The organism is Streptomyces catenulae (assembly GCF_000718015.1).
In the GTDB taxonomy this organism is placed as follows: Bacteria; Actinomycetota; Actinomycetes; order Streptomycetales; family Streptomycetaceae; genus Streptomyces; species Streptomyces catenulae.
This window is the reverse complement of sequence record NZ_JODY01000022.1, coordinates 1-26,121: the sequence shown is the minus strand read 5'-3', so window position 1 is coordinate 26,121 and position 26,121 is coordinate 1. Positions and strand designations below refer to the sequence as shown.

The 26,121-nt window shown below is 74.4% G+C and carries 18 protein-coding genes and 1 pseudogene; 16 read left to right on the top strand and 3 right to left on the bottom strand.

Annotated features, from left to right (window positions below; translation table 11 throughout):
• The first annotated feature begins 326 nt into the window (after window positions 1-326).
• From ssd to IF23_RS35640, 7 genes and pseudogenes are all read left to right on the top strand, one after another.
• Window positions 327-1,472 carry a septum site-determining protein Ssd gene (gene ssd / locus IF23_RS0119505; protein WP_051739715.1) on the top strand — a complete coding sequence of 382 codons (1,146 nt, stop codon included), beginning with the start codon at window positions 327-329 and terminating at the stop codon, window positions 1,470-1,472.
• Window positions 1,465-2,667, top strand: coding sequence for a TadA family conjugal transfer-associated ATPase (locus IF23_RS0119500; protein ID WP_051739714.1), 1,203 nt, complete (start codon window positions 1,465-1,467; stop codon window positions 2,665-2,667). Before ssd ends, IF23_RS0119500 begins: the two co-directional genes overlap by 8 nt.
• Complete coding sequence (locus tag IF23_RS0119495; RefSeq protein ID WP_245655033.1) at window positions 2,664-3,743, top strand: type II secretion system F family protein; 1,080 nt, start codon at window positions 2,664-2,666, stop codon at window positions 3,741-3,743. Before IF23_RS0119500 ends, IF23_RS0119495 begins: the two co-directional genes overlap by 4 nt.
• A 215-nt stretch (window positions 3,744-3,958) precedes the next feature.
• The gene (locus IF23_RS35050) at window positions 3,959-4,543 is read left to right on the top strand and encodes a type II secretion system F family protein (RefSeq protein WP_342667928.1); all 585 of its coding nucleotides are present in this window, start codon (window positions 3,959-3,961) and stop codon (window positions 4,541-4,543) included.
• 196 nt (window positions 4,544-4,739) lie between these two features.
• Window positions 4,740-4,925, top strand: coding sequence for a DUF4244 domain-containing protein (locus tag IF23_RS0119485; protein ID WP_030285382.1), 186 nt, complete (start codon window positions 4,740-4,742; stop codon window positions 4,923-4,925).
• A 619-nt stretch (window positions 4,926-5,544) separates the two neighbouring features.
• Window positions 5,545-5,841 carry a TadE family type IV pilus minor pilin gene (locus tag IF23_RS0119480; RefSeq protein ID WP_051739734.1) on the top strand — a complete coding sequence of 99 codons (297 nt, stop codon included), beginning with the start codon at window positions 5,545-5,547 and terminating at the stop codon, window positions 5,839-5,841.
• Between the two features lie 52 nt (window positions 5,842-5,893).
• A pseudogene (locus tag IF23_RS35640) lies at window positions 5,894-6,091 on the top strand (Rv3654c family TadE-like protein); the annotation flags it as partial.
• A gap of 260 nt (window positions 6,092-6,351) precedes the next feature.
• Here IF23_RS35640 and IF23_RS0119475 read toward each other — a convergent pair.
• On the bottom strand, window positions 6,352-8,868 hold the full coding sequence (locus IF23_RS0119475; protein ID WP_078654094.1) for a DEAD/DEAH box helicase: 2,517 nt from the start codon (window positions 8,866-8,868) through the stop codon (window positions 6,352-6,354).
• Between the two features lie 81 nt (window positions 8,869-8,949).
• Here IF23_RS0119475 and bldG point away from each other — a divergent pair, with 81 nt between their 5' ends.
• From bldG to IF23_RS0119445, 6 genes are all read left to right on the top strand, one after another.
• Complete coding sequence (gene bldG, locus IF23_RS0119470) at window positions 8,950-9,291, top strand: anti-sigma factor antagonist BldG (RefSeq protein ID WP_004571875.1); 342 nt, start codon at window positions 8,950-8,952, stop codon at window positions 9,289-9,291.
• Between the two features lie 109 nt (window positions 9,292-9,400).
• A complete protein-coding gene (locus IF23_RS0119465; RefSeq protein WP_030285376.1) occupies window positions 9,401-9,820 on the top strand; it encodes an ATP-binding protein in 420 nt (139 codons plus the stop codon).
• A gap of 648 nt (window positions 9,821-10,468) precedes the next feature.
• Window positions 10,469-12,883, top strand: a complete 2,415-nt coding sequence (locus IF23_RS0119460) for a sodium-translocating pyrophosphatase (protein ID WP_030285374.1) — start codon at window positions 10,469-10,471, stop codon at window positions 12,881-12,883.
• A gap of 204 nt (window positions 12,884-13,087) precedes the next feature.
• Window positions 13,088-13,672, top strand: coding sequence for a hypothetical protein (locus IF23_RS0119455; RefSeq protein ID WP_037678795.1), 585 nt, complete (start codon window positions 13,088-13,090; stop codon window positions 13,670-13,672).
• 106 nt (window positions 13,673-13,778) lie between these two features.
• Window positions 13,779-15,317 carry a DUF7059 domain-containing protein gene (locus IF23_RS0119450; protein ID WP_030285371.1) on the top strand — a complete coding sequence of 513 codons (1,539 nt, stop codon included), beginning with the start codon at window positions 13,779-13,781 and terminating at the stop codon, window positions 15,315-15,317.
• A gap of 321 nt (window positions 15,318-15,638) precedes the next feature.
• Complete coding sequence (locus tag IF23_RS0119445) at window positions 15,639-16,043, top strand: hypothetical protein (RefSeq protein ID WP_030285369.1); 405 nt, start codon at window positions 15,639-15,641, stop codon at window positions 16,041-16,043.
• Window positions 16,044-16,177: 134 nt separating this feature from the next.
• Here IF23_RS0119445 and IF23_RS0119440 read toward each other — a convergent pair whose 3' ends face one another.
• The gene (locus IF23_RS0119440) at window positions 16,178-16,630 is read right to left on the bottom strand and encodes a DUF2752 domain-containing protein (protein WP_030285368.1); all 453 of its coding nucleotides are present in this window, start codon (window positions 16,628-16,630) and stop codon (window positions 16,178-16,180) included.
• Complete coding sequence (locus IF23_RS0119435) at window positions 16,627-17,256, bottom strand: hypothetical protein (protein ID WP_030285366.1); 630 nt, start codon at window positions 17,254-17,256, stop codon at window positions 16,627-16,629. Before IF23_RS0119435 ends, IF23_RS0119440 begins: the two co-directional genes overlap by 4 nt.
• 532 nt (window positions 17,257-17,788) lie before the next feature.
• On the opposite strand from IF23_RS0119435, the gene topA reads away from it, so the two are divergent.
• The 3 genes from topA (at window position 17,789) to IF23_RS0119420 (ending at window position 25,574) form a co-directional block, all read left to right on the top strand.
• A complete protein-coding gene (topA, locus tag IF23_RS0119430; protein WP_030285364.1) occupies window positions 17,789-20,647 on the top strand; it encodes a type I DNA topoisomerase in 2,859 nt (952 codons plus the stop codon).
• A gap of 188 nt (window positions 20,648-20,835) precedes the next feature.
• The gene (gene tmk / locus IF23_RS0119425; RefSeq protein WP_030285362.1) at window positions 20,836-24,093 is read left to right on the top strand and encodes a dTMP kinase; all 3,258 of its coding nucleotides are present in this window, start codon (window positions 20,836-20,838) and stop codon (window positions 24,091-24,093) included.
• A gap of 245 nt (window positions 24,094-24,338) precedes the next feature.
• On the top strand, window positions 24,339-25,574 hold the full coding sequence (locus tag IF23_RS0119420; protein WP_030285360.1) for a DNA polymerase III subunit delta': 1,236 nt from the start codon (window positions 24,339-24,341) through the stop codon (window positions 25,572-25,574).
• Window positions 25,575-26,121: the final 547 nt, after the last annotated feature.

Sequence of the window (26,121 nt, the reverse complement as noted above, 5' to 3'; positions counted from 1 at the left end):
CGGCGGGGGTCGTCGCATGTCCGGATGCATTTCTCGACATCCGGCCGGGGCGCGGCTCTCCTTTCCCCCTCTTCTTCGCGCCGCCGTGCCCGCGCGGCCGACGCACCTCGCCGGTCACTCTTCGTATCCGTCGGGCTGCTCTGTGGATGCTCACCAATCCGCCGCGCGGCAGGCGCCTGCTCGCCGGAATAGGTGACGGGAATATTCACAACGCGGAGTTGTCCACAGGTTTTGACCAAGATCCCCGCGGATTTCCCGATCGCCCCACGCTAAAAGTCCGCGACAGCGCGGAAGAGCGGTACGCGAGGCGACAAGGGGGATGGCACATGTCTGGATCCAGGGTGACCGGCGAGGTCGGCGTAACGGACGAGGAGCGTCCGGGACCGCTTCTCGTCACCGAGGACGAGCAGTTGCTGGACGACCTCGTGCGGCTCTGCGCCGCGGCGGGTGCGGTGCCGCAGTCCCGGCCGGATCTGCCCTCGCGCGGGGCATGGCCGCAGGCGCCGCTGGTGGTCGTCGGGGAGGACTGCGCGGCGCGGCTGCGCGGGGCGGGACGCCGCGACGGCGTCGTCCTCGTCGCACGGGACGCCGACCGGGCCGAGGTGTGGCGGCTCGCCGTGGACCTGGGCGCGGAGCGGGTGATCACGCTGCCCGAGGGGGAGCGGTGGCTCGCCGACCGGATCGCCGACGCGGTCGAGGGCACCGGACCCGCCGCGCTCACCGTCGGCGTCCTCGGCGGTCGCGGCGGCGCCGGGGCGTCCACCCTGGCCTGCGCCCTCGCGGTGACGGCGGCGCGCAAGGGGCTGCGGACGATGCTGGTGGACGCCGATCCGCTGGGCGGCGGTCTCGACGTCCTCCTCGGGTGCGAGCGGGAGGAGGGGCTGCGCTGGCCGGCGTTCCGGGAGTCCCGTGGCCGGGTCGCCTCTGGGGCGTTGGCCGGTTCGCTGCCCCGGGCGCACTCCTTACGGGTGCTCAGCTGGGACCGCGGCGCCGAGGTGGCGATCGCGCCCGCGGCGATGCGGGCGGTGCTGGCGGCGGCCCGCCGACGTGGCGGGGTCGTGGTGGTGGACCTGCCGCGCCGGGTCGACGACGCGGTGGCGGAGGCGCTCGACCAGCTGGATCTGGGGCTGTTGGTGGTGCCCGCGGAGCTGCGCGCGGTGGCCGCCGCCCGCCGGGTGGTGGCCGGTACGGCAGGGATGCCGCGGGATCTGCGGGTCGTCGTCCGGGGCGTACCCGGCGCGGCGACCGGGCTGGGCGACGAGGAGATCGCCGCCCTTGTGGACCTGCCGCTGCTGGGCGAACTGCCGTGGGATCCCGAGCCCGTTGACGGCACGGCCAGGGGTGTCCCGCCCGGGGCCCGCGCCCGCGGACCGCTCGCCCGGTTCTGCGCCGCGTTCTGGGAGCGCGCGTTGCCCGAGGCGGGCGGGGCACCGGGACCGCTGCGGGACGCGGGGAGGGACGGCGATGAGTGACGTCCTGCTGGACGCGGTGCGGCGGCGGCTCGCGGAGGCGGGGGCGGAGCCCACGGCGGCACGGGTGGCGCTCGCCCTGCGGGAGGAGGGCCGGGTACTGGGGGACGCGGAGGTGCTGGGCGTGGTGGCGGCGCTGCGGTCCGAGATGGTGGGCAGCGGCCCGCTGGAGCCGCTGCTGGCCGCGCCCGAGGTGACGGATGTCCTGGTCACCGGCCCTGACGAGGTGTGGGTGGACTGCGGCGGCGGGCTGGAGCGGACATCGGTGCGCTTCCGGGACGCGTCCGAGGTGCGGCGGCTCGCCCAGCGGCTGGCGGCGGTGGCCGGACGGCGCCTCGACGACGCCCGGCCCTGGGTGGACGCCCGGCTGCCGGACGGCACCCGGCTGCACGCGGTGCTGCCCCCGGTGGCGGTGGGCGGGCCCTGTCTGTCGCTCCGGGTCCTGCGGCCGCGGGTCTTCGGCCTGGCGGAGCTGGTGGCGGCCGGGACGGTGCCGCCGGGCGGCGACGCACTGCTGCGGGCGCTGCTCGCGGCCCGGGTGTCCTTCCTGATCAGCGGCGGTACGGGCTCGGGCAAGACGACGCTGCTGTGCGCGCTGCTCGGGCTGGTCGGACCGGCCGAGCGGATCGTGCTGGCCGAGGACTCCGCGGAGCTGCGGCCGGTCCACCCCCATGTGGTGCGGCTGGAGACCCGCCCGGCGAACCAGGAGGGCGTCGGCCGGGTGACGCTGCGGGACCTCGTCCGCCAGGCGCTGCGGATGCGGCCGGACCGGCTGGTCGTCGGCGAGGTGCGCGGTGCGGAGGTGACCGACCTGCTGGCGGCCCTCAACACCGGCCACGAGGGCGGCTCGTGCACGATCCACGCCAATGCCGCCTGCGACGTCCCCGCCCGGTTGGAGGCGCTCGGCTCCACCGCCGGACTGGACCGCGCCGCCCTCCACAGTCAGTTGGCCGCCGCGCTGTCGGTGGTGCTGCATCTCGTACGGGACCGGGAAGGGCGGCGGCGGATCGCCGAGATCCACGTCCTGGAACGGGACCGCGACGGCTTCGTGGTGACCGGACCGGCCGCCCTGTGGAGCCCGGACGGCTTCGTCGCGGCGGACGGTTGGGGCCGGTTGGCGCGGCTCTGCGAACGGGGCGGGCAGCGCATCCGGCCGGTCGGGGGCCCGGTGGGAGCACGGACGGAGGGGGCGCGATGACGGGGGACGAGGTGCTGGCTTCCGTGGTGGTGGCAGCGGTGGTGTGGTGGGCCTGCACGGCCGGGTGGCCGACGGTGGCCCGGTGGCGGGAGGGGCGGCGCAGGGTCCGGTGGCTGGCCGCGGAGGCCGGAACGGGCGCTTCGTCGACGGCCACCCGTAGGCGGCTCGGGGGCGCGTGGCCGCTCCCGGTGCGCCCGCGGGAGACGGACGCCCCATGGTGGAGCGGTGGGCCCTGGGCGAGGTCGGGGCTGTCGTGGCCGGGCGTGGGGCGGGAGTTGTGGTGTCTGCCGGGCGGGCTGTTGCTCGCGGTGGTGGGCGGATCGGTGCTGCCGGTGCTCGCCTCCCTGGGGGCGGTGTTCGTGGTGCGCCGGGTCCTGGCGGCGCGGCAGGCGGCGCGGGCGCGGGACCGGCGCGCGGCAGCGGTGATCACGCTCTGCGCGACCGTCGCGACCGAACTGCGTGCCGGACGCCAGCCGAACCGCGCGCTCCTCGCCGCCGGGGTGCCGGAGCTGGGCGACGCGGGCTCCGCGATCCTGGCCGCCGCCCGGTACGGAGGCGATGTGCCCCGGGCGCTCCGCGCCGCCGCGGTCCTGCCGGGCGCCGACGGGTTGAACGGTGTCGCGGCGTGCTGGCGGGTCGCGGTCGAGGGCGGCGCCGGTCTGGCCGCCGGGCTGGAACGCATCGCCGCGGCGCTCCGCTCGGGGCGCGATCAACGGGACGAGCTGAACGCCCAGTTGGCGGGCCCACGCGCCACGGCGCTGATGCTCGCGCTGCTCCCCGCCTGCGGACTGCTGATGGGGACGGCCCTCGGCGCCGACCCCCTGCGGGTCCTGCTGCACACCCCGTTCGGCTGGGTCTGCCTGGCCATCGGCGGGCTCCTGGAGTGGGCCGGTGTCGCCTGGACGGCCCGCATCGTCGCCGGAGCGCTGCCGCCCACCGGGGAACGGCAGGGAGGCGGTCGGCGGCGCGTGGCGTCGGCGGACCGGCCCACCGGGCGGCGGGCCGGGGCCCGATGCGGCCTGACACCGGAGGGCGCGGCGCCGTCGGCCCGGCGTACGGAAGGGGTGCCGGTGTGAGCGCGGAAGTTGTCCACAGGGTGTGGATGGTTGTTGCGGTGGCGCTCGCGGCCCTCGCCGGGGAGCTGCTGTGGGCCTGCGCCCGGCACACCCGCCGGAGGCGGATCGTACGCAGACGGGCGGGTGACCTGGGGCACCGGCTCCCCGGAGGGCGGGGTGCCGCGGGGCGCGGTCGCCGGTGGAAGCCCGGGGCCGGGCGGCTCAGGGAGTGGCCGATGCCGTTGGGCGTGGCGTGCTTCGTGCTCCTGCTCGTCGACGGGGCGCCCGGGATGGTGATGGGCGTGGCCGCCGGGTACGCGGCCCACCGCTGGCAGTTGCGGCAACGCGCTGCGGACGCCGACCGGGCGGCCCGGTACGCGGTACGGGCCGAACTGGCCCCGGCGGGAGACCTGCTGGCCGCCTGCCTCGCCGCGGGCGCCGGGCCACGGGAGGCGGCGGAGGCGGTCGGCCGTGCGCTGGACGGCGCGGTCGGCAAGCGGCTGCGCAGCGTCGCGGCCGAGCTGCGGCTGGGCGGCGAACCGGCCCTCGTATGGCAGCGGTTGGCGGAGCTGCCCGGCGCCGAGGGGTTGGCGCGGTGCATGGCGCGCGCCGGGATATCCGGGGCGCCCGCCGTGGACACGGTCGCCCGGCTCGCCGCCGAACTGCGGGCGGAGGCGGCCCGGTCCACGGCCGCACGGGCCCGACGGGCGGGAGTCCTGGTGACGTTGCCGCTGGCTGCGTGCTTCCTCCCGGCGTTCCTGACGCTCGGGGTGGCACCGGTGCTGATGGGGCTCGCCGGGGGCCTGCTGGGACAGCGATGAGGTCCCCGGGAGGGGCCGCGGCGGGCCCGGCACGGCCGGGCGCGCGGCGACGAGCCGATGCGGGGGCGCGCGGACCGCCCTCACTGCCCCTCATCAATTGCGCTCTTCGGCAAGCGGTCTTTTCCGCAACTGGTTCTTTCGACCGGTTCTTCGACCGGTTCTTTCGACAAGGCATGGATGCAAGGAGGAAACGGAGATGTTCCGACGGTGGCGAGCGGCGGTACGCGGGTGCCGCGACCGGGGGATGACCACGGCCGAGTACGCGGTGGGCACCCTGGCCGCGTGCGCACTGGCCGCGGTGCTCTACAAGGTGGTGACGAGCGGAGCGGTGCAGTCGGCGCTCCGGTCGCTGATCGAGAGGGCGCTCGATGTCCAGTTCTGAGGGCCGCCGGGGTACGTGGCGACGCCCGGCGGCGGGAATGCGACGCACCGCGAGAGGAACGCGGCGCGCGGCGAACGACCCACGAGCGGCGGCGACCGGACGCCGTGCCCCTGGCCGCCACCGGGCGGCCCGGGGCGAACGGGGATGGCGAGGGCGAGGACGGGCGAACGCCACCAGGCAGGCGGGGAGCGGCATCCGCCCGCCGCGAAGGGCGGTCCCCGACCGGCCGGACGGCCGCGCCCGCGCTCCGGAGACAGGTACGCCAAGAGACACCGCCCGACGGGCTCGGGAGCCGGGACCGGACGCCCGCACCGGCCCCGGTACGGCCGCCCGCGGTCGTACGGCTCCCGGGGACGCGGGCAGGGCGCCCGGGAGAACCGGTGCCGGGCCGAAGGGCGGCGCGCGGTGGGAGGCCGGTGGGCGGGACGCCGACGGCAGGTCAGGCGCCGAGGAGACCGTGCAGTTCCGGTACGCCGCGGGCGCGGAACGTGCGTGGCGTACCGGGGAAGCGGGCTCCGGGGGCGTCCCGCCCTTCCCGTACAGGCCGTACAAGGCGTTCCGGGTCCGGCGCCCGCCGGGGAAGGACGCGGGGTTCGTCACGGCGGAGGCGGCGCTGGTGATGCCGGTGCTGGTGGCCGTCGTGGCGGCGCTCATCTGGGGGCTGCTGGCGGTCTGTGCCCGTATCGAGTGCGTGGACGCCGCACGGGCCGGAGCGCGGGCCGCCGCGCGGTCGGAGCCGCACGGCGCGGTGCTCCGGGCGGCCCGCGGCGCCGCGCCGTCGGACGCGCGGGTGGCGGTCTCGCGCGAAGGCGATCTGGTGCGGGTGCGGGTCGCGGCGGAGTTACCGGGCCTCGGGCACCTGACGGTCCACGTCGGCGGAGAGGCGGTGGCCCTTGCGGAGGACACGGTGCGATGACCGGGGCTCGGCAACGGTCTGGACGGTCTTCGCCGCGGCGGCGCTCTGCGCGGTGTTCGCCGCCCTGCTCGCCCTGGGCCAGGCCGTCGTGGCCCGGCACCGGGCGGGCGGCGCCGCGGACCTGGCGGCGCTCGCCGCGGCCGACCGGGCCGGGCAGGGACCGGCGGTGGCCTGTGCCGGGGCCCGGAAGGTGGCGGCGGCGCAACGCGCCCGCCTGGTGCGCTGCGCGTTGCACGCCGCCGTCGCCGATGTGTCCGCCGAGGCGGGGGACGCCCCCTTCACATCCCGCGTCCGCTCCCGGGCCGGGCCTCCGGAGGCCGCCCCGCCGACGGAGGAACGGCCGAACGCCGACCCGCCCGGCGCCGACCCGCCCGGCGCCGACCCGCCCGGCGCCGACCCGCCCGGCGCCGACCCGCCCGGGGGCGGCCCGCCGGAGGCCGACGCGGCGCCGGTCCCGGCGGCGCGGGCCCGGTGGCACAAGGCCCCCGCCGCGCCGTGGCTCCGCGTCGGCTATCCGCCGCCGTCGGTCCGCTCGGCCTGCTCCGCCGCCTCCGGTGCCCCGCGCAGCAGCTCCGTCAGGAGGCGGATCGCCCCGCGCTTGTGCAGCGGTTCGTTGCCGTTGCCGCACTTGGGGGACTGGATACAGGACGGGCACCCGGCCTCGCATTCGCAGGCGGCGATGGCGTCGCGGGTGGCCGTGAGCCAGTCGGCGGCCGTGTGGAAGGCGCGTTCGGCGAAGCCGGCGCCGCCCGGATGGCCGTCGTAGACGAAGACCGTGGGAAGGAGGGTGTCGGGATGCAGCGGTACGGAGACGCCGCCGATGTCCCAGCGGTCGCAGGTCGCGAAGAGCGGCAGCAGACCGATCGAGGCGTGTTCGGCGGCGTGCAGCGCGCCCCCGAGCTGCTCGGGATTGATGCGGGCGGCGTCGAGCTGGTCCTCGGTCACCGTCCACCACACCGCACGGGTCCGCAGCGTCCGCGGCGGCAGATCCAGCTTGCTCTCGCCCAGGACCTCACCGGTGATGAGCTTGCGCCGCAGGAAGGAGACCACCTGATTGGTGACCTCGACCGAGCCGAAGCACAACCTGCCCGCACCCCAGGGCACTTCGGTCTCCGTTTCGAGGACGGAGATGGCCGTGGTGTCCCGGGCGGTCGTGGAGTACGGCGGATTGGCCTCCGATACGAGCGCGACGTCGTCCGCCAGATCGAGGTGCTCGACCACATATGTACGGCCCTGATGGAGGTGGACGGCGCCGTCGTGGACCGTCGTATGGGCCGCGGCCGCGTCCACCGTGCCCAGCAGCCGACCCGTGCCGGTCTCGACGATCTGCACCGGGGAGCCGCCCTGACCGCGGATGTCGGTCAGATCGCAGGCCCGCTCGCGGCGCGTCCAGTGCCAGGCCCGGGCGCGCCGCCGCAGCAGGTTCGCCGCCTCCAACTGCGGCAGCAGCCCGGCCGCGGTGGGCCCGAAGAGCGTGAAATCCGCCTCGGTGAGCGGGATCTCCGCCGCCGCGGCGCACAGATGCGGGGTGAGGACGTACGGGTTGTCGGGGTCCAGCACCGTCGACTCGACCGGCTGGTCGAACAGCGCCTCGGGGTGGTGGACGAGATAGGTGTCCAGCGGATCGTCGCGGGCCACCAGCACCGCCAGCGCCCCCTGCCCCGACCGCCCGGCGCGGCCCGCCTGCTGCCACAGGGAGGCGCGGGTGCCGGGATAGCCCGCGATCAGTACGGCGTCCAGACCGGAGACGTCCACGCCCAGCTCCAGCGCGGTGGTGGCGGCGAGCCCGAGCAGTTCGCCGCCGTGCAGCGCCCGCTCCAGGGCGCGCCGCTCCTCGGGCAGATATCCGCCGCGGTACGCCGCGATCCGGCCGGGCAGCGTCCGGTCCACCTCGGCGAGCCGCTCCTGCGCGATCAGCGCGATCAGCTCGGCGCCCCGCCGGGACCGTACGAAGGCGACGGTGCGGACGCCCTGGACCGCCAGATCGGTGAGGAGGTCGGCGGTCTCGGCGGTGGCGGTACGGCGGACGGGGGCGCCCTGTTCGCCGTGGAGTTCGGTCAGCGGCGGCTCCCACAGCGCGAAGACCGTCTCCCCGCGCGGCGAGGAATCGTCCGTGATCTCCACCACGGGCAGTCCGGTGAGCCGACCGGCGGCCTCGGCCGGTTCGGCGGCGGTCGCGGAGGCGAGGAGGAAGACCGGCTCGGAGCCGTAGCGGGCGCACAGCCGCCGCAGCCGACGGATCACCTGGGCGACGTGCGAGCCGAACACACCGCGGTAGGTGTGGCACTCGTCGATGACGACATAGCGCAGCGCGCGCAGGAAGGAGGCCCAGCGCGGGTGCCCGGGGAGGATGCCGCGGTGCAGCATGTCCGGGTTGGTGAGCACGTAGTTCGCGTACTGGCGCACCCATTCGCGCTCCTCCACGGGGGTGTCGCCGTCGTAGACCGCCGGGCGGATCGCGTCGCCGAGCGGGGCGGCCAGCTCCCGTACGGCGCGCCGCTGATCGGCCGCGAGCGCCTTCGTGGGGGCGAGATAGAGCGCCGTGGCGCCGCGCCCGCCCACCGGTGCCGCCCCGTGTTCGCGCGGCAGCCGCCCCGTCGCGGGGGGCCGGGCGCCGTCCAGGAGGGTGGACAGCACCGGCGCCAGATAGGCGAGCGACTTGCCCGAGGCGGTGCCGGTCGCGAGGACGACGGAGGTGCCGTTCAGCGCGTGCTCGGCGGTGATGGCCTGATGGGTCCAGGGACGGTCGATCCCGGCGTCCCGGAGGGCCGCGCTCACTTCCGGCCTGATCCGTTCCGGCCAGTCGGCATGGCTGCCCGGACGCGGGGGCAGGTGCTCCGTATGAGTGATGCGTGCAGCGCGGGTCGCACCCCTGGCGAGACGGTCGAGAATGATGCCGGGGGAGGGGTTTGCGCCCGCATCCGTCGGGAGTCGATTGGAGGCCATCGGCACCGAGTCTGTCACCGGTGTGACGGACAATGCTGAAAGGGCGTCGTGCACGCCTGCTGGTAAGTGATTGAATGCCATCGCGGCTGCCGATCCGTCCCCTACCTTCGGTGGGGAGGCCCCAGGGGGGCGACCGCTCGATAGCAAGGTGCTGGAGGATCCGTGGACCTGTCCCTGTCGACCCGGACCGTTGGCGACCGTACGGTCGTCGAGGTCGGTGGCGAGATTGATGTATACACCGCGCCCAAGCTGCGCGAGCAGCTGGTCGAGCTTGTGAACGACGGCAGCTACCACCTCGTGGTGGACATGGAGCGTGTCGACTTCCTGGACTCCACCGGGCTCGGCGTCCTGGTGGGTGGGCTCAAGCGTGTGCGTGCCCACGAGGGCTCGCTGCGCCTGGTCTGCAACCAGGAGCGCATTCTCAAGATCTTCCGTATCACCGGACTGACCAAGGTGTTCCCGATTCACACCTCGGTCGACGAGGCCGTCGCAGCGACCGACTGACGGCTCCGCGGTGCCCGTGCGCAGGCGCGGGTGAGGAAGAAGTGTGGGGGGTACCGGGCGAAGTCGTCCGGCCCCCTGCGTTGCACGTCCGCAAATCGAGGGGGATGGCATGGCCACCGTCGAACTCCGCTTCAGCGCCCTGCCCGAGCACGTCCGGACCGCGCGTCTGGTCGCGGCTGCGGTGGCGAGGCGCGCCGGGGTGGACGAGGCTGTGCTGGACGAGGTGCGGCTCGCCGTCGGAGAGGCGTGCAGCCGGGCCGTCGGTCTGCATCTGGCGCACGGCATCGAGGCGCCCGTCCATGTCGCCCTGATCGAGGACGAGAAGAAGTTCGCGATCGAGGTCGGCGACGATGTGCCGAGCGGTCCCGGGGAGCACACGTCCGACGACGGCTCCGAGGCGGACGGCGAGGACGAGATGGGCCTCGCGGTCATCAGCGGGCTGGTCGACGACGTTGAGGTCACCTCGGGTGCCGACGGCGGTCGCATCCGGATGAGCTGGCCGACCGCCGCCGCCACGGCCACTTCGTAGCGTTTCCGCCGGGCCGTTCGCCCGGCGCTTCAGAAGCTTCCCGACGTCCGCCCAGGGCTTTGAGCGTGGCTCGGCCCGGGGCCTCTGGCGTTCCCCCCCCCGTACTCCACGTTCCGTGCGCCGTCAGGCCCGGTGTGGCCTCTGCCGTGCGTTCTGTCGTGTGCCGTGCGTTTCTGTCGCGTCGTCGCGCCGTTCTGCCGTCTGTGCGCCTCCTACGGGGCCAGGCTCGGGGCGTCCGTGTCACCCGAGCGGACCTCCGCCACCCGCCGCGTCGATTCAGCCGCAATCTGACGTGACGTCAGGCTGATTCCCGGGGGCCGGGCGGCGTCCGTATCCCCGTCCGGAGAAACGTTCCTCAGGGCCGTCGCGTTGGGAACGTAATCGTCTTCCGGGGCGCAAGTGGCGGCTTTGAGCAGCGGTGATCAGTAGGAAACTGAGATCATCGTTCAGTGGTCAGCTAATTAGCCGCTTTCCATCGTCCGGGCGAATTCGGCGGGCGCGGTCCTTTTGATCTTCCCGGCTGCGGCCGAATTGCGTTTCCGGCGCACTGTTTTGATGCCGTGCGGCTCCCTACAATCCGTCCACATCTTGCTCAGTTCGCCTGAGCGTGCTCGCGCGCGCCCATGTGCCAAACGTCAAGGAGGACGAATGGCGGGGCCATACACCCCTCAGTCGCTGAACTCCCCCTCCCTTCTCGCCGGACCGTCGCTGACGGCGGGCAACCGCGACATCGTGCTGGTGATCGCCGTCGTCGCGCTGGCGGCGCTGGTCGTCGCCGCGGTGCTGGTACGTCAGGTGCTCGCCGCCGGCGAGGGAACCGACAGTATGAAGAAGATCGCCGCCGCGGTGCAGGAAGGCGCGAAAGCGTACCTGGCCCGGCAGTTGCGGACCCTCGGCGTATTCGCCGTGGTGGTCTTCTTCCTGCTCATGCTGTTGCCCGCGGACAATTGGACGCAGCGGGCGGGCCGCAGTGTGTTTTTCTTGATCGGCGCCGGATTCTCCGCGGCCACCGGCTATATCGGCATGTGGCTCGCCGTACGCAGCAATGTGCGGGTGGCGGCCGCGGCCCGGGAAGCCACTCCGGCCGCGGGCGAGAACGAGGGGATCGGGAAAAAGGATCTTACGGCGGTCTCGCACAAGGCGATGAAGATCGCTTTCCGTACGGGCGGCGTCGTCGGCATGTTCACCGTCGGCCTCGGGCTGCTCGGCGCGTCCTGCGTGGTGCTGGTCTACGCGGTCGACGCGCCCAAGGTGCTGGAGGGCTTCGGGCTGGGTGCCGCGCTGATCGCGATGTTCATGCGGGTCGGCGGCGGCATCTTCACCAAAGCCGCGGACGTCGGCGCGGACCTCGTCGGCAAGGTCGAGCAGGGCATCCCGGAGGACGACCCGCGCAACGCCGCGACCATCGCCGACAACGTGGGCGACAACGTCGGCGACTGCGCCGGGATGGCCGCCGACCTCTTCGAGTCGTACGCGGTGACGCTGGTCGCCGCGCTCATCCTGGGCATGGCGGCGTTCGGCGACGCCGGGCTCGCCTTCCCGCTGCTGGTGCCCGCGATCGGGGTCGTCACCGCGATGGTCGGCATCTTCGTCGTGGCGCCGCGCCGCGCGGACCGCAGCGGGATGACCGCCATCAACCGCGGCTTCTTCGTCTCCGCGACGATCTCGCTGGTCCTGGTGGCGGCCGCGGCGTTCACCTATCTGCCGTCGACGTACCAGGGGCTGGCGGGCGTCACCGACCCGGAGATCCTGGGGCGGCCCGGTGACCCGCGGATCCTCGCGCTGGTCGCCGTCGCCATCGGCATCGTGCTCGCGGCGCTGATCCAGCAGCTCACCGGCTACTTCACCGAGACCGGCCGCCGTCCCGTCCAGGACATCGGCAAGACCTCGCTGACCGGGCCCGCCACCGTCGTGCTCTCCGGCATCTCGATCGGCCTGGAGTCGGCGGTCTACTCGGCGGTCCTCATCGGCCTCGCGGTCTACGGGGCGTTCCTGCTCGGCGGCGCCTCGATCATGCTGGCGCTGTTCGCCGTGGCGCTGGCCGGTACCGGGCTGCTCACCACCGTCGGCGTCATCGTCGCGATGGACACCTTCGGGCCGGTGTCGGACAACGCGCAGGGCATCGCCGAGATGTCCGGCGACGTCACCGGCGACGGCGCGCAGGTCCTCACCGATCTCGACGCCGTCGGCAACACCACCAAGGCGATCACCAAGGGCATCGCCATCGCGACGGCGGTGCTGGCCGCCGCCGCACTGTTCGGTTCGTACCGCGACGCCCTGGCGACGGCGAAGCAGGCCGTCGGCAAGGCGGCGAGCGGGATGGGGCTGAGTCTGGACATCTCGCAGCCGAACAACCTGGTCGGGCTGGTCCTCGGCGCCTCCGTGGTCTTCCTCTTCTCCGGGCTGGCCATCAACGCGGTGTCCCGGTCGGCCGGTGCGGTCGTCTTCGAGGTGCGGCGGCAGTTCCGCGAGCACCCGGGGATCATGGACCACACCGAACAGCCCGAGTACGGGCGCGTCGTCGACATCTGCACCAAGGACGCGCTGCGCGAACTGGCCACCCCGGGGCTGCTCGCCGTGCTCACCCCGATCGCGGTCGGCTTCGCCCTCGGCGTCGGCGCGCTCGGCTCGTTCCTCGCCGGCGCGATCGGCACCGGCACGCTGATGGCGGTCTTCCTGTCGAACTCCGGCGGCGCCTGGGACAACGCCAAGAAGCTCGTCGAGGACGGCCACTTCGGCGGTAAGGGCAGCGAGGCGCACGAGGCGACGGTCATCGGTGACACCGTGGGCGACCCCTTCAAGGACACCGCGGGACCGGCGATCAACCCGCTGCTGAAGGTGATGAACCTGGTGGCGCTGCTGATCGCCCCGGCGGTCGTGAAGTTCAGCTTCGGCGCCGACAAGAACACCCCGGTGCGTATCGGCGCCGCGGTGCTCGCCCTGCTGATCATCGTCGGCGCGGTGTACCTCTCCAAGCGGCGCGGAATCGCCGTGGGTGACGAAGACAACTCCCAGAAATCCGCGAAGGCCGCCGAGACTGCGAAGACGGTCGCCGCGTCCTGACGGGAACGCGTCTTTGACGACGTGACAGATGGTGGCGGGCGCTCGGGGTGGGCGCCCGCCACCTGTCCTCGACCGAGTGCGGAAGACCTCACCTTCCTTGGTGCAAATGGCTTCATTGCGGTACGTAGCGGATGGCCCGCTCGTGGGCCAGGCCCTTTGGCCGTGTATGTTCCGGGGCCGAGAGCCATGGAAGGGACCGATCCGGTGAACAAGAAGCTTGTGGCCGCGCTGTCCGGCGGTGCGGCACTGATGCTCGCGCTGACCGGGTGCAGCGACGACAGCAGCAAGAAGCTCGACGACTGGGCCAAGACGTTCTGCGACCCCGCGCAGGCACAGTTCAAGAAGATCCAGGACGCCAACGCCGCGATGCAGACGGCCGATGAGGGCACCACGGACTCCAAGAAGGTCCAGCAGACCGACTCGGCGGCCTTCCAGAAGATCTCCGACGCCTACAAGTCCCTCGCCTCCTCCCTGAACAAGGCGGGCCCCCCGCCGAGCGACAACGGCGAGACGGCCCACAAGGACGCGGTCAAGGAACTCAACGCCCTCTCCAAGGGGTACGCGGACCTCAAGAAGCAGGTCGACGGTCTGGACACCGGCGACAAGCTGAAGTTCGCCGACGGGCTGCGCGACCTCTCCAACGGCATCAACAAGCTCAACAAGCAGAGCGAGGCCGCCTTCAAGAAGCTGGAGTCCGGCGACGTCGGCAAGGCGATGGCCGGTCAGAAGGGCTGCCAGAGCCAGAACGCGCCCGCCTCCCCCTCGGGCGGCGAGTCCAAGAAGTCGTAACCGGCGGCCCGTACCCGGAACCGGTCCACGGCCCGGCGCCGCGCCCGTGAGGCGCGCGGCGCCGGGCCGTCGCCGATTGTCGGTGGTGGGGTCGACAATGGACCGCGTGAGTACGCACCTCCCCACCACAGATGTCCGCGACCCCGCGAGCCGCGCCCGCACCGACCGGATGCGCGCCGCGCTGCTCGCCGCCGACTTCACCGCCGACGGCCTGCTGGAGCTGCTGGGCGCGCCCGCCTACGCGGCGCTGGCCCGCAGCGAGACGGTGCCCGCGCTGCGCGCCACCCGGGGCGAGAGCCCGCTGGAGACGCTGGTGCGGCTCTTCCTCCTCCAGCGCCCGGTGGCCCGCGCCCGTGCCGAGGCGGCGCTGCCGGTGGCGGACTGCCTCGCCGACGGCTGGCTCACCGAGGACGGCGCCGAGGTGCGCGCCCGGGTGGACGTCCGCCCGTACGGCGGCCCCGAGGGGCAGGACTGGTGGGTCGTCTCCGATCTGGGCTGTGCGGTCGGCGGCGCGGGCGGCATCCGCGGCGCCGGGCAGGTGGACCGCTCCGAGCTGGTGCTCGGCGTCGGCGGCGCCTCCACGACGCTCGCCGGGATCACCGTCCCGACGCCCGTCGGCCGGGCGCTCGACCTCGGCACCGGCTCCGGCATCCAGGCGCTGCACGCCTCCCGGCACGCCACCCACGTCACGGCGACGGACCTCAACCCCCGGGCGCTGCGGATCGCCGCGCTGACGCTGGCGCTCTCCGGGGCGGCCCCCGCCGAGCTGCGCGAGGGCTCGCTCTTCGCGCCGGTGGGCGAGGAGACGTACGACCTCATCGTCTCCAACCCGCCGTTCGTGATCTCGCCCGGCGCCCGGCTGACGTACCGCGACGGCGGGATGGGCGGCGACGACCTGTGCCGCACCCTGGTGCAGCAGTCCGCGGCGCATCTCAACGACGGCGGGTACTGCCAGTTGCTGGCCAACTGGCAGCACGTCGAGGGCGAGGAGTGGACCGACCGGCTCCGCTCGTGGGTGCCGCGCGGCTGCGACGCCTGGGTGGTCCAGCGCGAGGTGCAGGACATCACCCAGTACGCCGAGCTGTGGCTGCGGGACGGCGGCGATCACCGCACCGCCCCCGAGGAGTACGCCGCGCGGTACGACGCCTGGCTGGACGAGTTCGAGGCGCGCGGCACCAAGGCGGTCGGCTTCGGCTGGATCACACTGCGCAAGTCCGGTGCGGAGACCCCGTCGATCACCGTCGAGGAGTGGCCGCACCCGGTGGAGCAGCCGCTGGGCGAGACCGTCGTCGGGCACTTCGCGCGCCAGGACTATCTGCGCCGGACGGACGACGCGGCGCTGCTGGCCGGGCACTTCAAGCTGGCCGGTGAGGTGGTGCAGGAGCAGGTCGGGCTGCCGGGCGCGGAGGACCCGGAGCATGTGGTGCTGCGGCAGCACCGGGGGATGCGCCGGGCCACCAAGGTGGACACGGTCGGCGCCGGGTTCGCCGGGGTCTGCGACGGCTCGCTCCCGGCGGGCCGGATCCTGGATGCCATCGCCCAACTGATGGGTGAGGACCCGGTGTTGCTGCGCGATCGGACGCCGGAGGCGATCCGGATGCTGGTGGAGCAGGGCTTCCTGGAGCCGGTCGGGACGGAGGGCTGAGGGGGATACGGGGCTGACGGGCGCGGGCGCGCGGTGGTGCGGGCGTGCCTGGCGGTGCGGTGTGCCCGGTGTCCGGGGCGGCGCCGCCGTCGGGCCGGGCGCCGTGCCGCCGTCCCCGTGGTCCCGTGGGCCGGCGCCGTCCGCTCAGGGGCCGGATCCGGCCATATCGGATGAGACGCCGAATTCGGGAGGCGTCGGCGGAACCGGGCTGCCGCTCCCGACCCTCACTGGGGATGAGGACGGGCGGGGTGCCGGGCAGGTGACGGGCCCCCGCCGTGGGTCCGGTTGTCAGATCCATCAGCCCAGCCAGTGAGGACTGTCATGAACCGAGCACTCCGTTTGACCGCCGTCAGTGTGATCACCGCCTCCCTGCTCCTCGGGGGAGGGGCCGCCGCATTCGCCGCGCCCACCCAACCGCACACGCCCGCCCCCGTCGCGGCGACGGCACCGGCCCCCGCGTCGCTCACCGCCAAGGCGAGCGTCTCCGCGGTCGGCGCGTGGGAGGAGTTCCGCATCACGGGCACCTCGCACGGCATCCCGGCGGGCACCAGGGTCACCGTCCAGCAGAAGCAGGGCACCCGCTGGGTCTCGCTCCCCGCGCAGACCCCGGTGAACTCCACCGGCGCCTACTCGGTGCGGGTGAAGCTCGGCATCAAGGGCCTCAACCACCTGCGGATGGCCGTGAACACCACCGTCTCGCCCGAGTTCACGGTCACGGTGCGCTGACGCAGCCGCCGTACGCGTACGGCGCCACCGCGGAGGCCCGCCCCCGGGCCCGGTCTCCGCGGCGGCGGCCGTACCGGGTCCGGCGGGGGCGCGTCCGGAGGCGGCGTGCGCCCCGGCCGGGCGGCCCGCCCGGGTCAGCCCACGAGGTTGCGGACGAGCATCCACGCCATCGCGACGCCCAGGACCGCGGCGCCCGCGCGGCCCGACAGGCGCAGACGGTAGTGGCGGCCGCGCAGCCCGGTGAGCAGCCAGCGCCCGACGGCGTAGGCGGCGGCCGGTACGCCCAGGACGAGCAGGGCGGCGTTGTCGTGGAACGCCGCCACGACGTCGGCGTGCAGCAGGTCGTACGCGAGGCGGGTGCCGCCGCACAGCGGGCAGAGCAGACCGGTCGCCCACCGCAGCGGGCAGCCGGGGAGCAGGTGGCCCGGCTCGTGCGGGTTGGTGTTCCAGAGGTAGACCGCCCCCGCCGCGCCGACGCCGAGACCCAGTGCGGCCCGGCGGAGCGTGGCGGCGCGGATGCCGGGCCCGTCCGGCGGCCCGGTCGGCGCACCCGGTACGGACGCTCCCGTCGCCGACCCGCCGGTCACAGGCTCAGCGACCTGGCGTGGTTGACCTGGTTGAGCACGTACATGACCTGCTCCCGGGACTGCACGGGGACCATCGTGGCGTGGTGGCGTCCGCCGCCGGCCACCGTGACCTGCACGAAGCCGGTGGTCACCCGCTCCTTCATGAGCAGGAAGAGCAGTCCGAGCAGGCAGAAAAAGAAGAAGACGATGCCGAGGACGATCGCGTGGGTGGGGATCTTCTCCTCGGTGCGCGACATGTCCGTGGCGGTCCAGACGGCGCCCTTCAGCGGCAGCGGACCGGACGGCGTCATGATCGTGTCGCCGCTGATCGCGATGTCCCCGATCGAGAAGCCGACCCCGGCGGCGCCCGGCTGCGGCCCCGGCGCGAAACCGCCGCCCGGCGGCGGGAAACCCGGCGCGCCCTGTGGCTGCGGGGGAGCGGCGGGCGGAGGCGTGGCGCCGCCCGGGTAGCCGTACCCGGCCCCCGGCGCGGCCTGCGGGTACCCGTAACCGGGCGCCCCGGGGTGGCCACCCTGCGGATATCCGTACGGGGAACCGGCCGGTGCGGCGGGCGCGGCACCGGGCTGCGGCGGAAGCCCCGGCTGCGGCGGAAGCCCCGCATCCGGCTGAGCCGCGGCCCCCGGCACACCCGGCGCCCCGGCCGCTCCCGGCACACCCGGCGCCCCGGCCGCCGCATCCCCCTGCGGCTTCGCCAGCGGATCCGGCTTCGCCAACGGATCCGGCTGTGCCGCGGAGTCCGGCGCGCCCGGCGGGACCGGCGGTACGGGCGGGGTCGGTGCGGCGTACGGGTTGGATCCGTCCTGGGGAGGGCCGGGATGCTGGTTCGCCATGAGTGTTCTGTCCCCCGAGTGTGCGTGCTGGCGGCGGCGGGCGGTCCGTGAGAGGAGCCGTACCCGGCCATCCTGCCAGTAGGCCACCTCACGGAGACCGGGGAGCGGACAACGTGACCGAACAGCGGCGGTGCCCCCGGGCGACGAGGTCCGGGCGGCAGGAAGGCATGTAGTCGGGTTACCGTTCGAGTGGCGTTGCGGGGATTTTCCGTTTGACACGGGGGCGGGAGGTACCGTCACACTCCGCAGCGTCAAGCGACACCGCAGTGTCCGCCTCCAGCGCTATCGCCTGGAGGTATCCAGGCGTCGACCGGAGAGAAGAGCCAAGTTGTCCCCGACCAGCGAGACCGCAGAGGGCGGCGGCCGCCGCCTCGTCATCGTCGAGTCGCCCGCCAAGGCGAAGACGATCAAGGGCTATCTCGGCCCCGGATACGTGGTCGAGGCCAGTGTCGGGCACATCCGTGACCTCCCCAACGGCGCCGCGGAGGTGCCGACGAAGTACAAGGGTGAGCCGTGGGCCCGCCTCGGGGTGAACGTCGACGCCGACTTCCAGCCCATCTACGTCGTCAACAGCGACAAGAAGGACCAGGTCAAGAAGCTCAAGCAGCTGCTGGCCGAGTCCGACGAACTCTTCCTCGCCACCGATGAGGACCGCGAGGGCGAGGCCATCGCCTGGCATCTCCAGGAGATCCTCAAGCCCAAGGTCCCCGTCCACCGCATGGTCTTCCACGAGATCACCAAGGACGCCATCCGCGACGCCGTGGCGCACCCCCGCGAGCTGAACAAGAAGCTCGTCGACGCCCAGGAGACCCGCCGCATCCTCGACCGCCTCTACGGCTACGAGGTCTCGCCGGTCCTGTGGAAGAAGGTCATGCCGCGGCTGTCGGCCGGCCGGGTGCAGTCCGTCGCGACCCGTCTCGTCGTCGAGCGGGAGCGCGAGCGCATCGCCTTCCGCTCCGCCGAGTACTGGGACCTGACCGGCACCTTCACCACCGGACGGGCCGGGGACAGCTCCGACCCGTCGACGCTGACCGCCCGCCTGGCCACCGTCGACGGGCGCCGGGTCGCCCAGGGCCGTGACTTCGGCGCCGACGGCCGTCTCAAGAACGACGCGGTGCTCCACCTCGACGAGGCGAACGCCCGCGCGCTGGCCGCCGCCCTCGCCGAGACCGCCTTCGCGGTGCGCTCCGTCGAGTCCAAGCCGTACCGCCGCTCCCCGTACGCGCCGTTCAGGACGACCACCCTCCAGCAGGAGGCGAGCCGCAAGCTCGGGTTCGGCGCCAAGTCCACGATGCAGGTGGCCCAGAAGCTGTACGAGAACGGCTTCATCACCTATATGCGTACGGACTCCACGACGCTCTCCGACACCGCGATCTCCGCCGCCCGTGCGCAGGTCACGCAGCTCTACGGCGCCGACTACCTGCCTCAGAAGCCGCGCAGCTACGCCGGGAAGGTCAAGAACGCGCAGGAGGCGCACGAGGCGATCCGCCCCTCCGGCGACCGCTTCCGCACCCCCGCCGAGACGGGTCTGACCGGCGACCAGTTCCGGCTGTACGAGCTGATCTGGAAGCGGACCGTCGCCTCCCAGATGAAGGACGCGACCGGTAACTCCGTCACCGTCAAGATCGGTGGCCGCGCCGCCGACGGCCGGGACGCCGAGTTCACCGCGTCCGGCAAGACCATCACCTTCCACGGCTTCCTCAAGGCGTACGTCGAGGGCGCCGACGACCCCAACGCCGAGCTGGACGACCGCGAGCGGCGGCTGCCGCAGGTCGCCGAGGGCGACGCGCTGGGCGCCCGGGAGATCACCGCCGACGGCCACGCCACCAAGCCCCCGGCCCGCTACACCGAGGCGACGCTGGTCAAGGAGTTGGAGGAGCGGGAGATCGGCCGCCCGTCGACGTACGCGTCGATCATCGGCACGATCCTGGACCGCGGCTACGTCTTCAAGAAGGGCACCGCGCTCGTCCCGTCCTTCCTCTCCTTCGCCGTGGTCAACCTGCTGGAGAAGCACTTCGGGCGGCTCGTCGACTACGACTTCACCGCCCGGATGGAGGGCGACCTCGACCGCATCGCCCGCGGTGAGGCGCAGTCCGTGCCGTGGCTGCGGCGCTTCTACTTCGGCGAGGGCGGCGAGGACAGTGCCTCCGGTGCGGCCTCGGACGCCGGAAACGGCGACGGCGACCACCTCGGTGGCCTGAAGGAGCTGGTCACCGACCTCGGCGCGATCGACGCCCGGGAGATCTCGTCCTTCCCGGTCAGCGACGACATCAAGCTGCGCGTCGGCCGCTACGGTCCGTACGTCGAGCGCGGGGAGAAGGACGCCGAGGGGCACCAGCGCGCCGATGTGCCGGACGACCTCGCGCCCGACGAGCTGACCGTCGAGCTGGCCGAGGAACTGCTGGCCAAGCCCAGCGGCGACTTCGAGCTGGGCACCGACCCGGACAGCGGCCACCAGATCGTCGCCAAGGACGGCCGGTACGGCCCGTACGTCACCGAGATCCTGCCCGAGGGCACCCCGAAGACCGGCAAGAACGCGGTGAAGCCGCGGACCGCGTCGCTCTTCAAGTCGATGTCGCTGGACACCGTGACCCTCGCCGACGCGCTGAAGCTGATGTCGCTGCCGCGGGTCGTCGGCGCGGACGCCGAGGGCGTGGAGATCACCGCGCAGAACGGCCGCTACGGCCCGTATCTGAAGAAGGGCACCGACTCGCGTTCCCTGGAGAGCGAGGAGCAGCTCTTCACGATCACGCTGGAGGAGGCGCTGGCGATCTACGCCCAGCCCAAGCAGCGTGGCCGGGCCGCCGCCAAGCCGCCGCTGAAGGAGCTGGGCACCGACCCGGTCAGCGGTAAGCCGGTGGTGGTCAAGGACGGCCGGTTCGGCGCGTACGTCACCGACGGGGAGACCAACGCGACGCTCCGCCGCGACGACGACGTCGAGACGATCACCGCGGAGCGCGGCTATGAGCTGCTGGCCGAGAAGCGCGCCAAGGGCCCGGCGAAGAAGAAGACCGCCAAGAAGGCTCCGGCGAAGAAGGCGGCCAAGAAGGCGCCCGCGAAGAAGACGGCGGCGAAGAAGACCGCGGCCAAGAAGACCACGGCGGCGAAGAAGACCACCGCCAAGAAGACGGCGGCAGCCAAGACGACCGCGGCGAAGAAGTCCGCGGAGGCGTCCGGCGAGGAGTGAGCGGACGGGCGGCGGGCACGGTCCGCCGCCCGTTCCGTACCCCGGCGCGCGGCCGTATCCCGCGCGCCCCGCGGCGGCCACCGCGCCGTACGCGGACAAGGGCGGGCAAGGCGGGCGGTGGCCTGCCGGGCCCGCCCCTTTGTTCGGGCGGGGCCCGCGCGAACGCGGCCTGCCGATAGGCTGGGCGGATGACGCGTGCCGAGCAGCCAACGGCCCAGACCCCCACTTCAGGCGCCCTTGCCGCGGATTCCCGCGAGCGCGCCGTACGAGCCCTGTTGCGCTTCCCCCCACTGAAGCGACTGTGGAGCGCCCAGTTCGTCGGGGCCATCGGTGATGCCCTGTCGATGCTGGTCCTCGTCCTCCTCGCCCTCCAGGCGGCGCTGTACGTGCCCCTGGGCGGCCAAGCCGTCTTCGGCGGCGGCTACCGGGGCGCGGCCCTCGCGGTCACCGTGGTCTTCGCGGCGAGGATGCTGGCGACCCTGCTCTTCGGAGCGGTCCTGCTGGGCCCGCTGTCGGCGCTGACGGCGCCGTCCGGGCCGCTCGACCGCCGCTGGACGATGATCGTCGCCGATGTCGTCCGGGTCGCCCTGCTGGTCGTCGCGCCGCTCTGGCTGGACTGGACGCGGGCGAACGCGCTCGCCTGGCTGCTGGTCACGGTGTTCCTGACCGGTGTCGCCGAGCGCTTTTGGACCGTCGCGCGGGAGAGCGCGGCGCCGGGGCTGCTGCCCGCGCCGCCGCCCGAGGGCGACAGCGTCCGGCCGCTGCCCGACAACCTGACCGCGCTGCGGCGGCTGTCGCTGCGCACCACCTTCGTCTCGCTGCCGCTCGCCGCCGCCGCGCTCGTCGTCGTCACGCTCGTCGGGAAGCTGCTGGGCGCCGGGGTGGCGTGGTTCGACAGCCACCAGGCGGCGCTGGGCTCCTACGTGGCCGCGGGTCTCTTCGCCGCGTCCGTGTCCGTCCTCTACTTCATCGAGCTGCCCGGCGGCGCCACGCCGCGACCGCGCTCCCCGCTGGAGGGGCTGCGCCGCCCGAAGGCCGCCGGTACGGACAGGGGCCGCACCGGCGCCGCCCCGCTGCTGGTGCTCGCCTGCGCCTCGGTCGCCGCCGCCGTCGCCGCCGCGGTCTCCCTCGCCGTACTGCACTCCGCCGACCTCGGCGGCGGTCCGGTCCTCTTCGCGCTCCTGGTGCTGGTGCTCACCGGCGGCCCGGTCCTCGGCATCCGCGGCGCCCGCCGGGTGCTGCCCGCGCTCTCCCGCCGCCGTCTGCTGGCCCTCGCGGTCGCCGCGACCGGCCTGGCGCTGCTGGTCATGGGCCTGGTGACGGACGCGACGACGGCGGTGCTGCTGGCGCTGGTCGCCGGGGTGGGCGCCGGGATCGCCGCCAACACCGGCCATGTCCTGCTGGAGCACGAGGCCGAGGAGGCCGACCACGCCCGGGTCACCGGGCAGCTGCACGCCGTCGTCCGCCTGTCGGTCGCGGTGGCCGCGATCGTCGCGCCGCTGCTGGCCGCGGTCATCGGCCCGCACCGGGTCGGGAGCGGCGCGTTCGTCTTCGACCACGGCGGCGCCGCGTTCGCGCTGATGCTGGTCGGCGCGTTGCTGCTGCCGGTCGCCGCCTGGGTGCTCGGCAAGGTCGACGACCGGAACGGGGTGCCGCTCCGGCGCGATCTGCGGGAGGCGCTGCGCGGCGGCGACCCGGAGCAGGCGCCCGCGGCCACCGGCTTCTTCATCGCCCTGGAGGGCGGCGACGGCGCGGGCAAGTCCACGCAGGTCGAGGCGCTCGCGGAGTGGATCCGCGGCAAGGGCCACGAGGTCGTGGTGACCCGCGAGCCGGGCGCGACGGCCATCGGCAAGCGGCTGCGCTCGATCATCCTGGACGTCTCCACCTCCGGCCTCTCGGACCGCGCCGAGGCGCTGATGTTCGCCGCCGACCGCGCCGAGCACGTCAACAGCGTCATCCGCCCCGCCCTGGAGCGCGGCGCCGTCGTCATCACCGACCGCTACATCGACTCGTCCGTCGCCTACCAGGGCGCCGGCCGCAACCTCGCGCCCACCGAGATCGCCCGGATCTCCCGCTGGGCCACCGACGGCCTGGTGCCGCATCTGACGGTGCTGCTGGACGTCACCCCGCAGACCGCGCGGGAACGGTTCACCGAGGCGCCGGACCGGATGGAGTCGGAGCCCGCGGAGTTCCACGAGCGGGTCCGCGCCGGGTTCCTGACCCTGGCCGCCGCCGACCCGGCCCGCTACCTCGTCGTCGACGCGGGCCAGGAGCCCGAGGCCGTCACCACCGTCGTACGCCACCGCCTTGACCAGGTGCTGCCGCTGTCGGCGGCCGAGGTCAAGGCGCAGGAGGAGGCGCGCAGGGCGGCCGAGGAGGAGGCCCGGCGCAAGGCCGAGGAAGAGGCCGCGCGCAAGGCCGAGGAGGAGCGCCTGGAGCGCGAGCGCCAGGAACAGCTGGCGAAGCTGCGCGCCGAGGAGGAGGAGCGCAAGCGCCGCGAGGCCGAGGAGGCCAAGGCCCGCGAGGAGGCCCGGCTCGCCGAGGAGGCCCGGCAGCGCGCCGAGGAGGCCCGGCTCGCGGCGGAGGCCGAGCGCAAGCGCCGCGAGGCCGAGGAGCGGGCCCGCGCCGAGGAGCAGGAGCGGCTGCGCAAGCGCGCCGCGGAGGAGGCGCGGCTGCGCGCCGAGGCGGAGGAGCGCCGCAAGGAGAAGCAGCGCAAGGCCGAGGAGGCGCTGCTCCGCGCCGAGCAGGCCCGGATCGCGGCGGCCGAGGCGGCTGCCGCGGCGGAGGCGAAGGCGGCCGAGGAGGCCCGGACGGCGGCTGCCGCGGCCGAGGCGCCGACGACCGAGACGCCGGTCGCCGATCTGCGCAAGCAGACCGCGCGGGAGGGCGGTACGTCTACGGGTTCGTCGGCCGAGCGGCCCGGCGGTGCCTCCGGTTCCGGCCCGGAGCGGGGCGCGCGTCCCGACTCCGGCGACGGCTCCGCCACGGACTCCGCCGAGGGCTCCGACAACGAGCGGACCGCCGCCCTGCCGCTGCCCGGCGCGGGTTCCGTGCCCGGTGCGGCGGACGAGACGGCGGTGCTGCCGCGCGCCTCGTACGACCCGGACGCCGAGGAGACCAGCGTGCTCCCGGCGGTCCGCCCCGAGGAGCGCGACGCGGCCCCCGAGGACCGGGTGCCGTCCTGGCTCTTCCGCGACGAGGAGCGGGGCGGGGCGCACCCCACCCCGCGCGAGCACCCGGCGGCCGCCGAGTCCGGCGCCGAGCGCACCCGCGAGCTGCCGCAGCTCGACCCGGAGACCGGCCGCCCGGCCGAGCCCCCGCAGCGCACCCGCCGCCGCCCGGAGTGGGCGGAGGAGACCCCGCTGGACGATCTGCCGACCCTCTCCGACGAGCTGTTCGGCCGTCGCTCCGAGGACGGCGACGAGCGTCGGGGCCGCCGCGGCTGACCCCGCCGACGCCGGAACGCCCGTGGCCCGCAGCCTCTCCGCCGCGGGCCACGGGCGTTCCTGCGTACCGGGGCGGTCGGCGGCCGGACCGGATTGTCGGTGGGGTGCACCACAATGGAACGAGCGCGAGCCGCGGCGGCGCGTGCGGTGCCCCCGCACCCCGCCGCGGTGGCGCACGACCAGCAGAAACCCAGGCCGCGACCGGCGGCCCCGGGCGCGGAGCGGGAGAGGGACGGCGGTCAGCGATGGCGGTATGGGACGACGTGGTCGGCCAGGAGCGGGTGACGCAGGAACTCGCCGCGGCCGCACGGGACGCGGACGCCCTCGTCTCCGCCGGTCAGGCCCCCGACGCCGCCGGTGAGCCGGAGCCCGGGGAGCCCGGCGGCGCCTCCCGGATGACGCACGCCTGGCTCTTCACCGGCCCGCCCGGCTCGGGCCGCTCCACCGCCGCCCGCGCCTTCGCCGCCGCCCTCCAATGCATCTCCCCGGACCGCGCGCTCGGCGGCGCCCCCGGCTGCGGTTTCTGCGACGGCTGCCACACCACCCTCGTCGGCACCCACGCCGACGTCGAGATCGTCCGTACGGACCTGCTCTCCATCGGCGTGAAGGAGACCCGCGACCTGGTCCGCCGGGCGTCGCTCTCCCCGGCGGGCGGCCGCTGGCAGGTGATCGTCCTGGAGGACGCCGACCGCCTCACCGAAGGCGCCGGAAACGTCCTGCTCAAGGCCGTAGAGGAGCCCGCGCCCCGCACCGTCTGGCTGCTCTGCGCCCCCTCCATCGAGGACGTCCTGCCGACCATCCGCTCCCGCTGCCGCCACCTCTCGCTCCGGATGCCGCCGGTCGACGCGGTCGCCGATGTGCTGGTGCGCCGGGACAGCATCGACCCGGCGGCCGCCGCGACCGCCGCCCGCGCCACCCAGGGGCACATCGGCCGCGCCCGCCGCCTCGCCACCGACGAGCGGGCCCGCGCCCGCCGGGCCGCGGTCCTGAAGCTGCCGCTCCGCATCGACGACATCGGCGGCTGCCTCAAGGCCGCGCAGGAGCTGATCGACGCGGCGGGGGAGGACGCCAAGCAGGTCGCGGAGGAGGTCGACACCAAGGAGACCGAGGAGCTGCGGGCCGCCCTGGGCGCCGCCGCGGGCACCGGCGGCCGTCTCCCCCGTGGCACCGCGGGCGTGATGAAGGAGCTCCAGGACCGCCAGAAGCGCCGCGCCACCCGCACCCAGCGCGACAGCCTCGACCTCGCCCTGGTCGACCTCACCGGCTTCTACCGCGACGTCCTCACCCTCCAGCTCGGCGCCCCGGTCCCACTCGCCAACGACGAGGTCCGCGACAGCCTCGACCGCGTCGCCCGCGCCTCGACACCGGTCCGCACCCTGCGCCGGATAGAGGCGATCATCGCGTGCCGCGAAGCACTGGACCGCAACGTCGCCCCGCTGCTGGCCGTCGAGGCGATGACGGCGGCGCTACGGGCGGGGTGACGTGCGCAGCCCCGCGAAGGCGGTACGGACGACAGCTGCCGAGGCGATGACGGCGGCGCTACGGGCGGGGTGACGGCGGGGGCGGCGGTTTCCGGCCGGGCTCCCGGGACGCCCCGGCACGGATGGCCCGCGGCCGGCGCGGGCTCCGGCGCGCGTGCGGCCGGTCGGCGCGGGCCGGTCATGGGGTGCGGTCATGCTTCTGGCCTGCGGCGTCGTTTCGTTCCTGGGCCCTGAACTGCTCGGGTGTCGGGTGGCCTGAGCACGGATCCGGTGCGCGTGCGTCCGGTCGGCGCGGGCCGGTCATGGGCCGCTGTCATGCTTCTGATCTGCGGCGTCGTTCTGCTCCCGGGCCCGGGACTGCTCGGGCGTCGGGCGGCCCGAGCCCGGCCCCAACTCCGTACGCCCGCCCGACGCAGCCCGGCCCCGGCCCGCCGCCACGCTTCTGACCTGCGGCATCGTCCCGCTCCCGGGCCCCGAGCCGGTCGGGCCCCAGACGGCCCGACCCCGGCCCCAACTCCGTACGCCCGCCCGACGCAGCCCGGCCCCG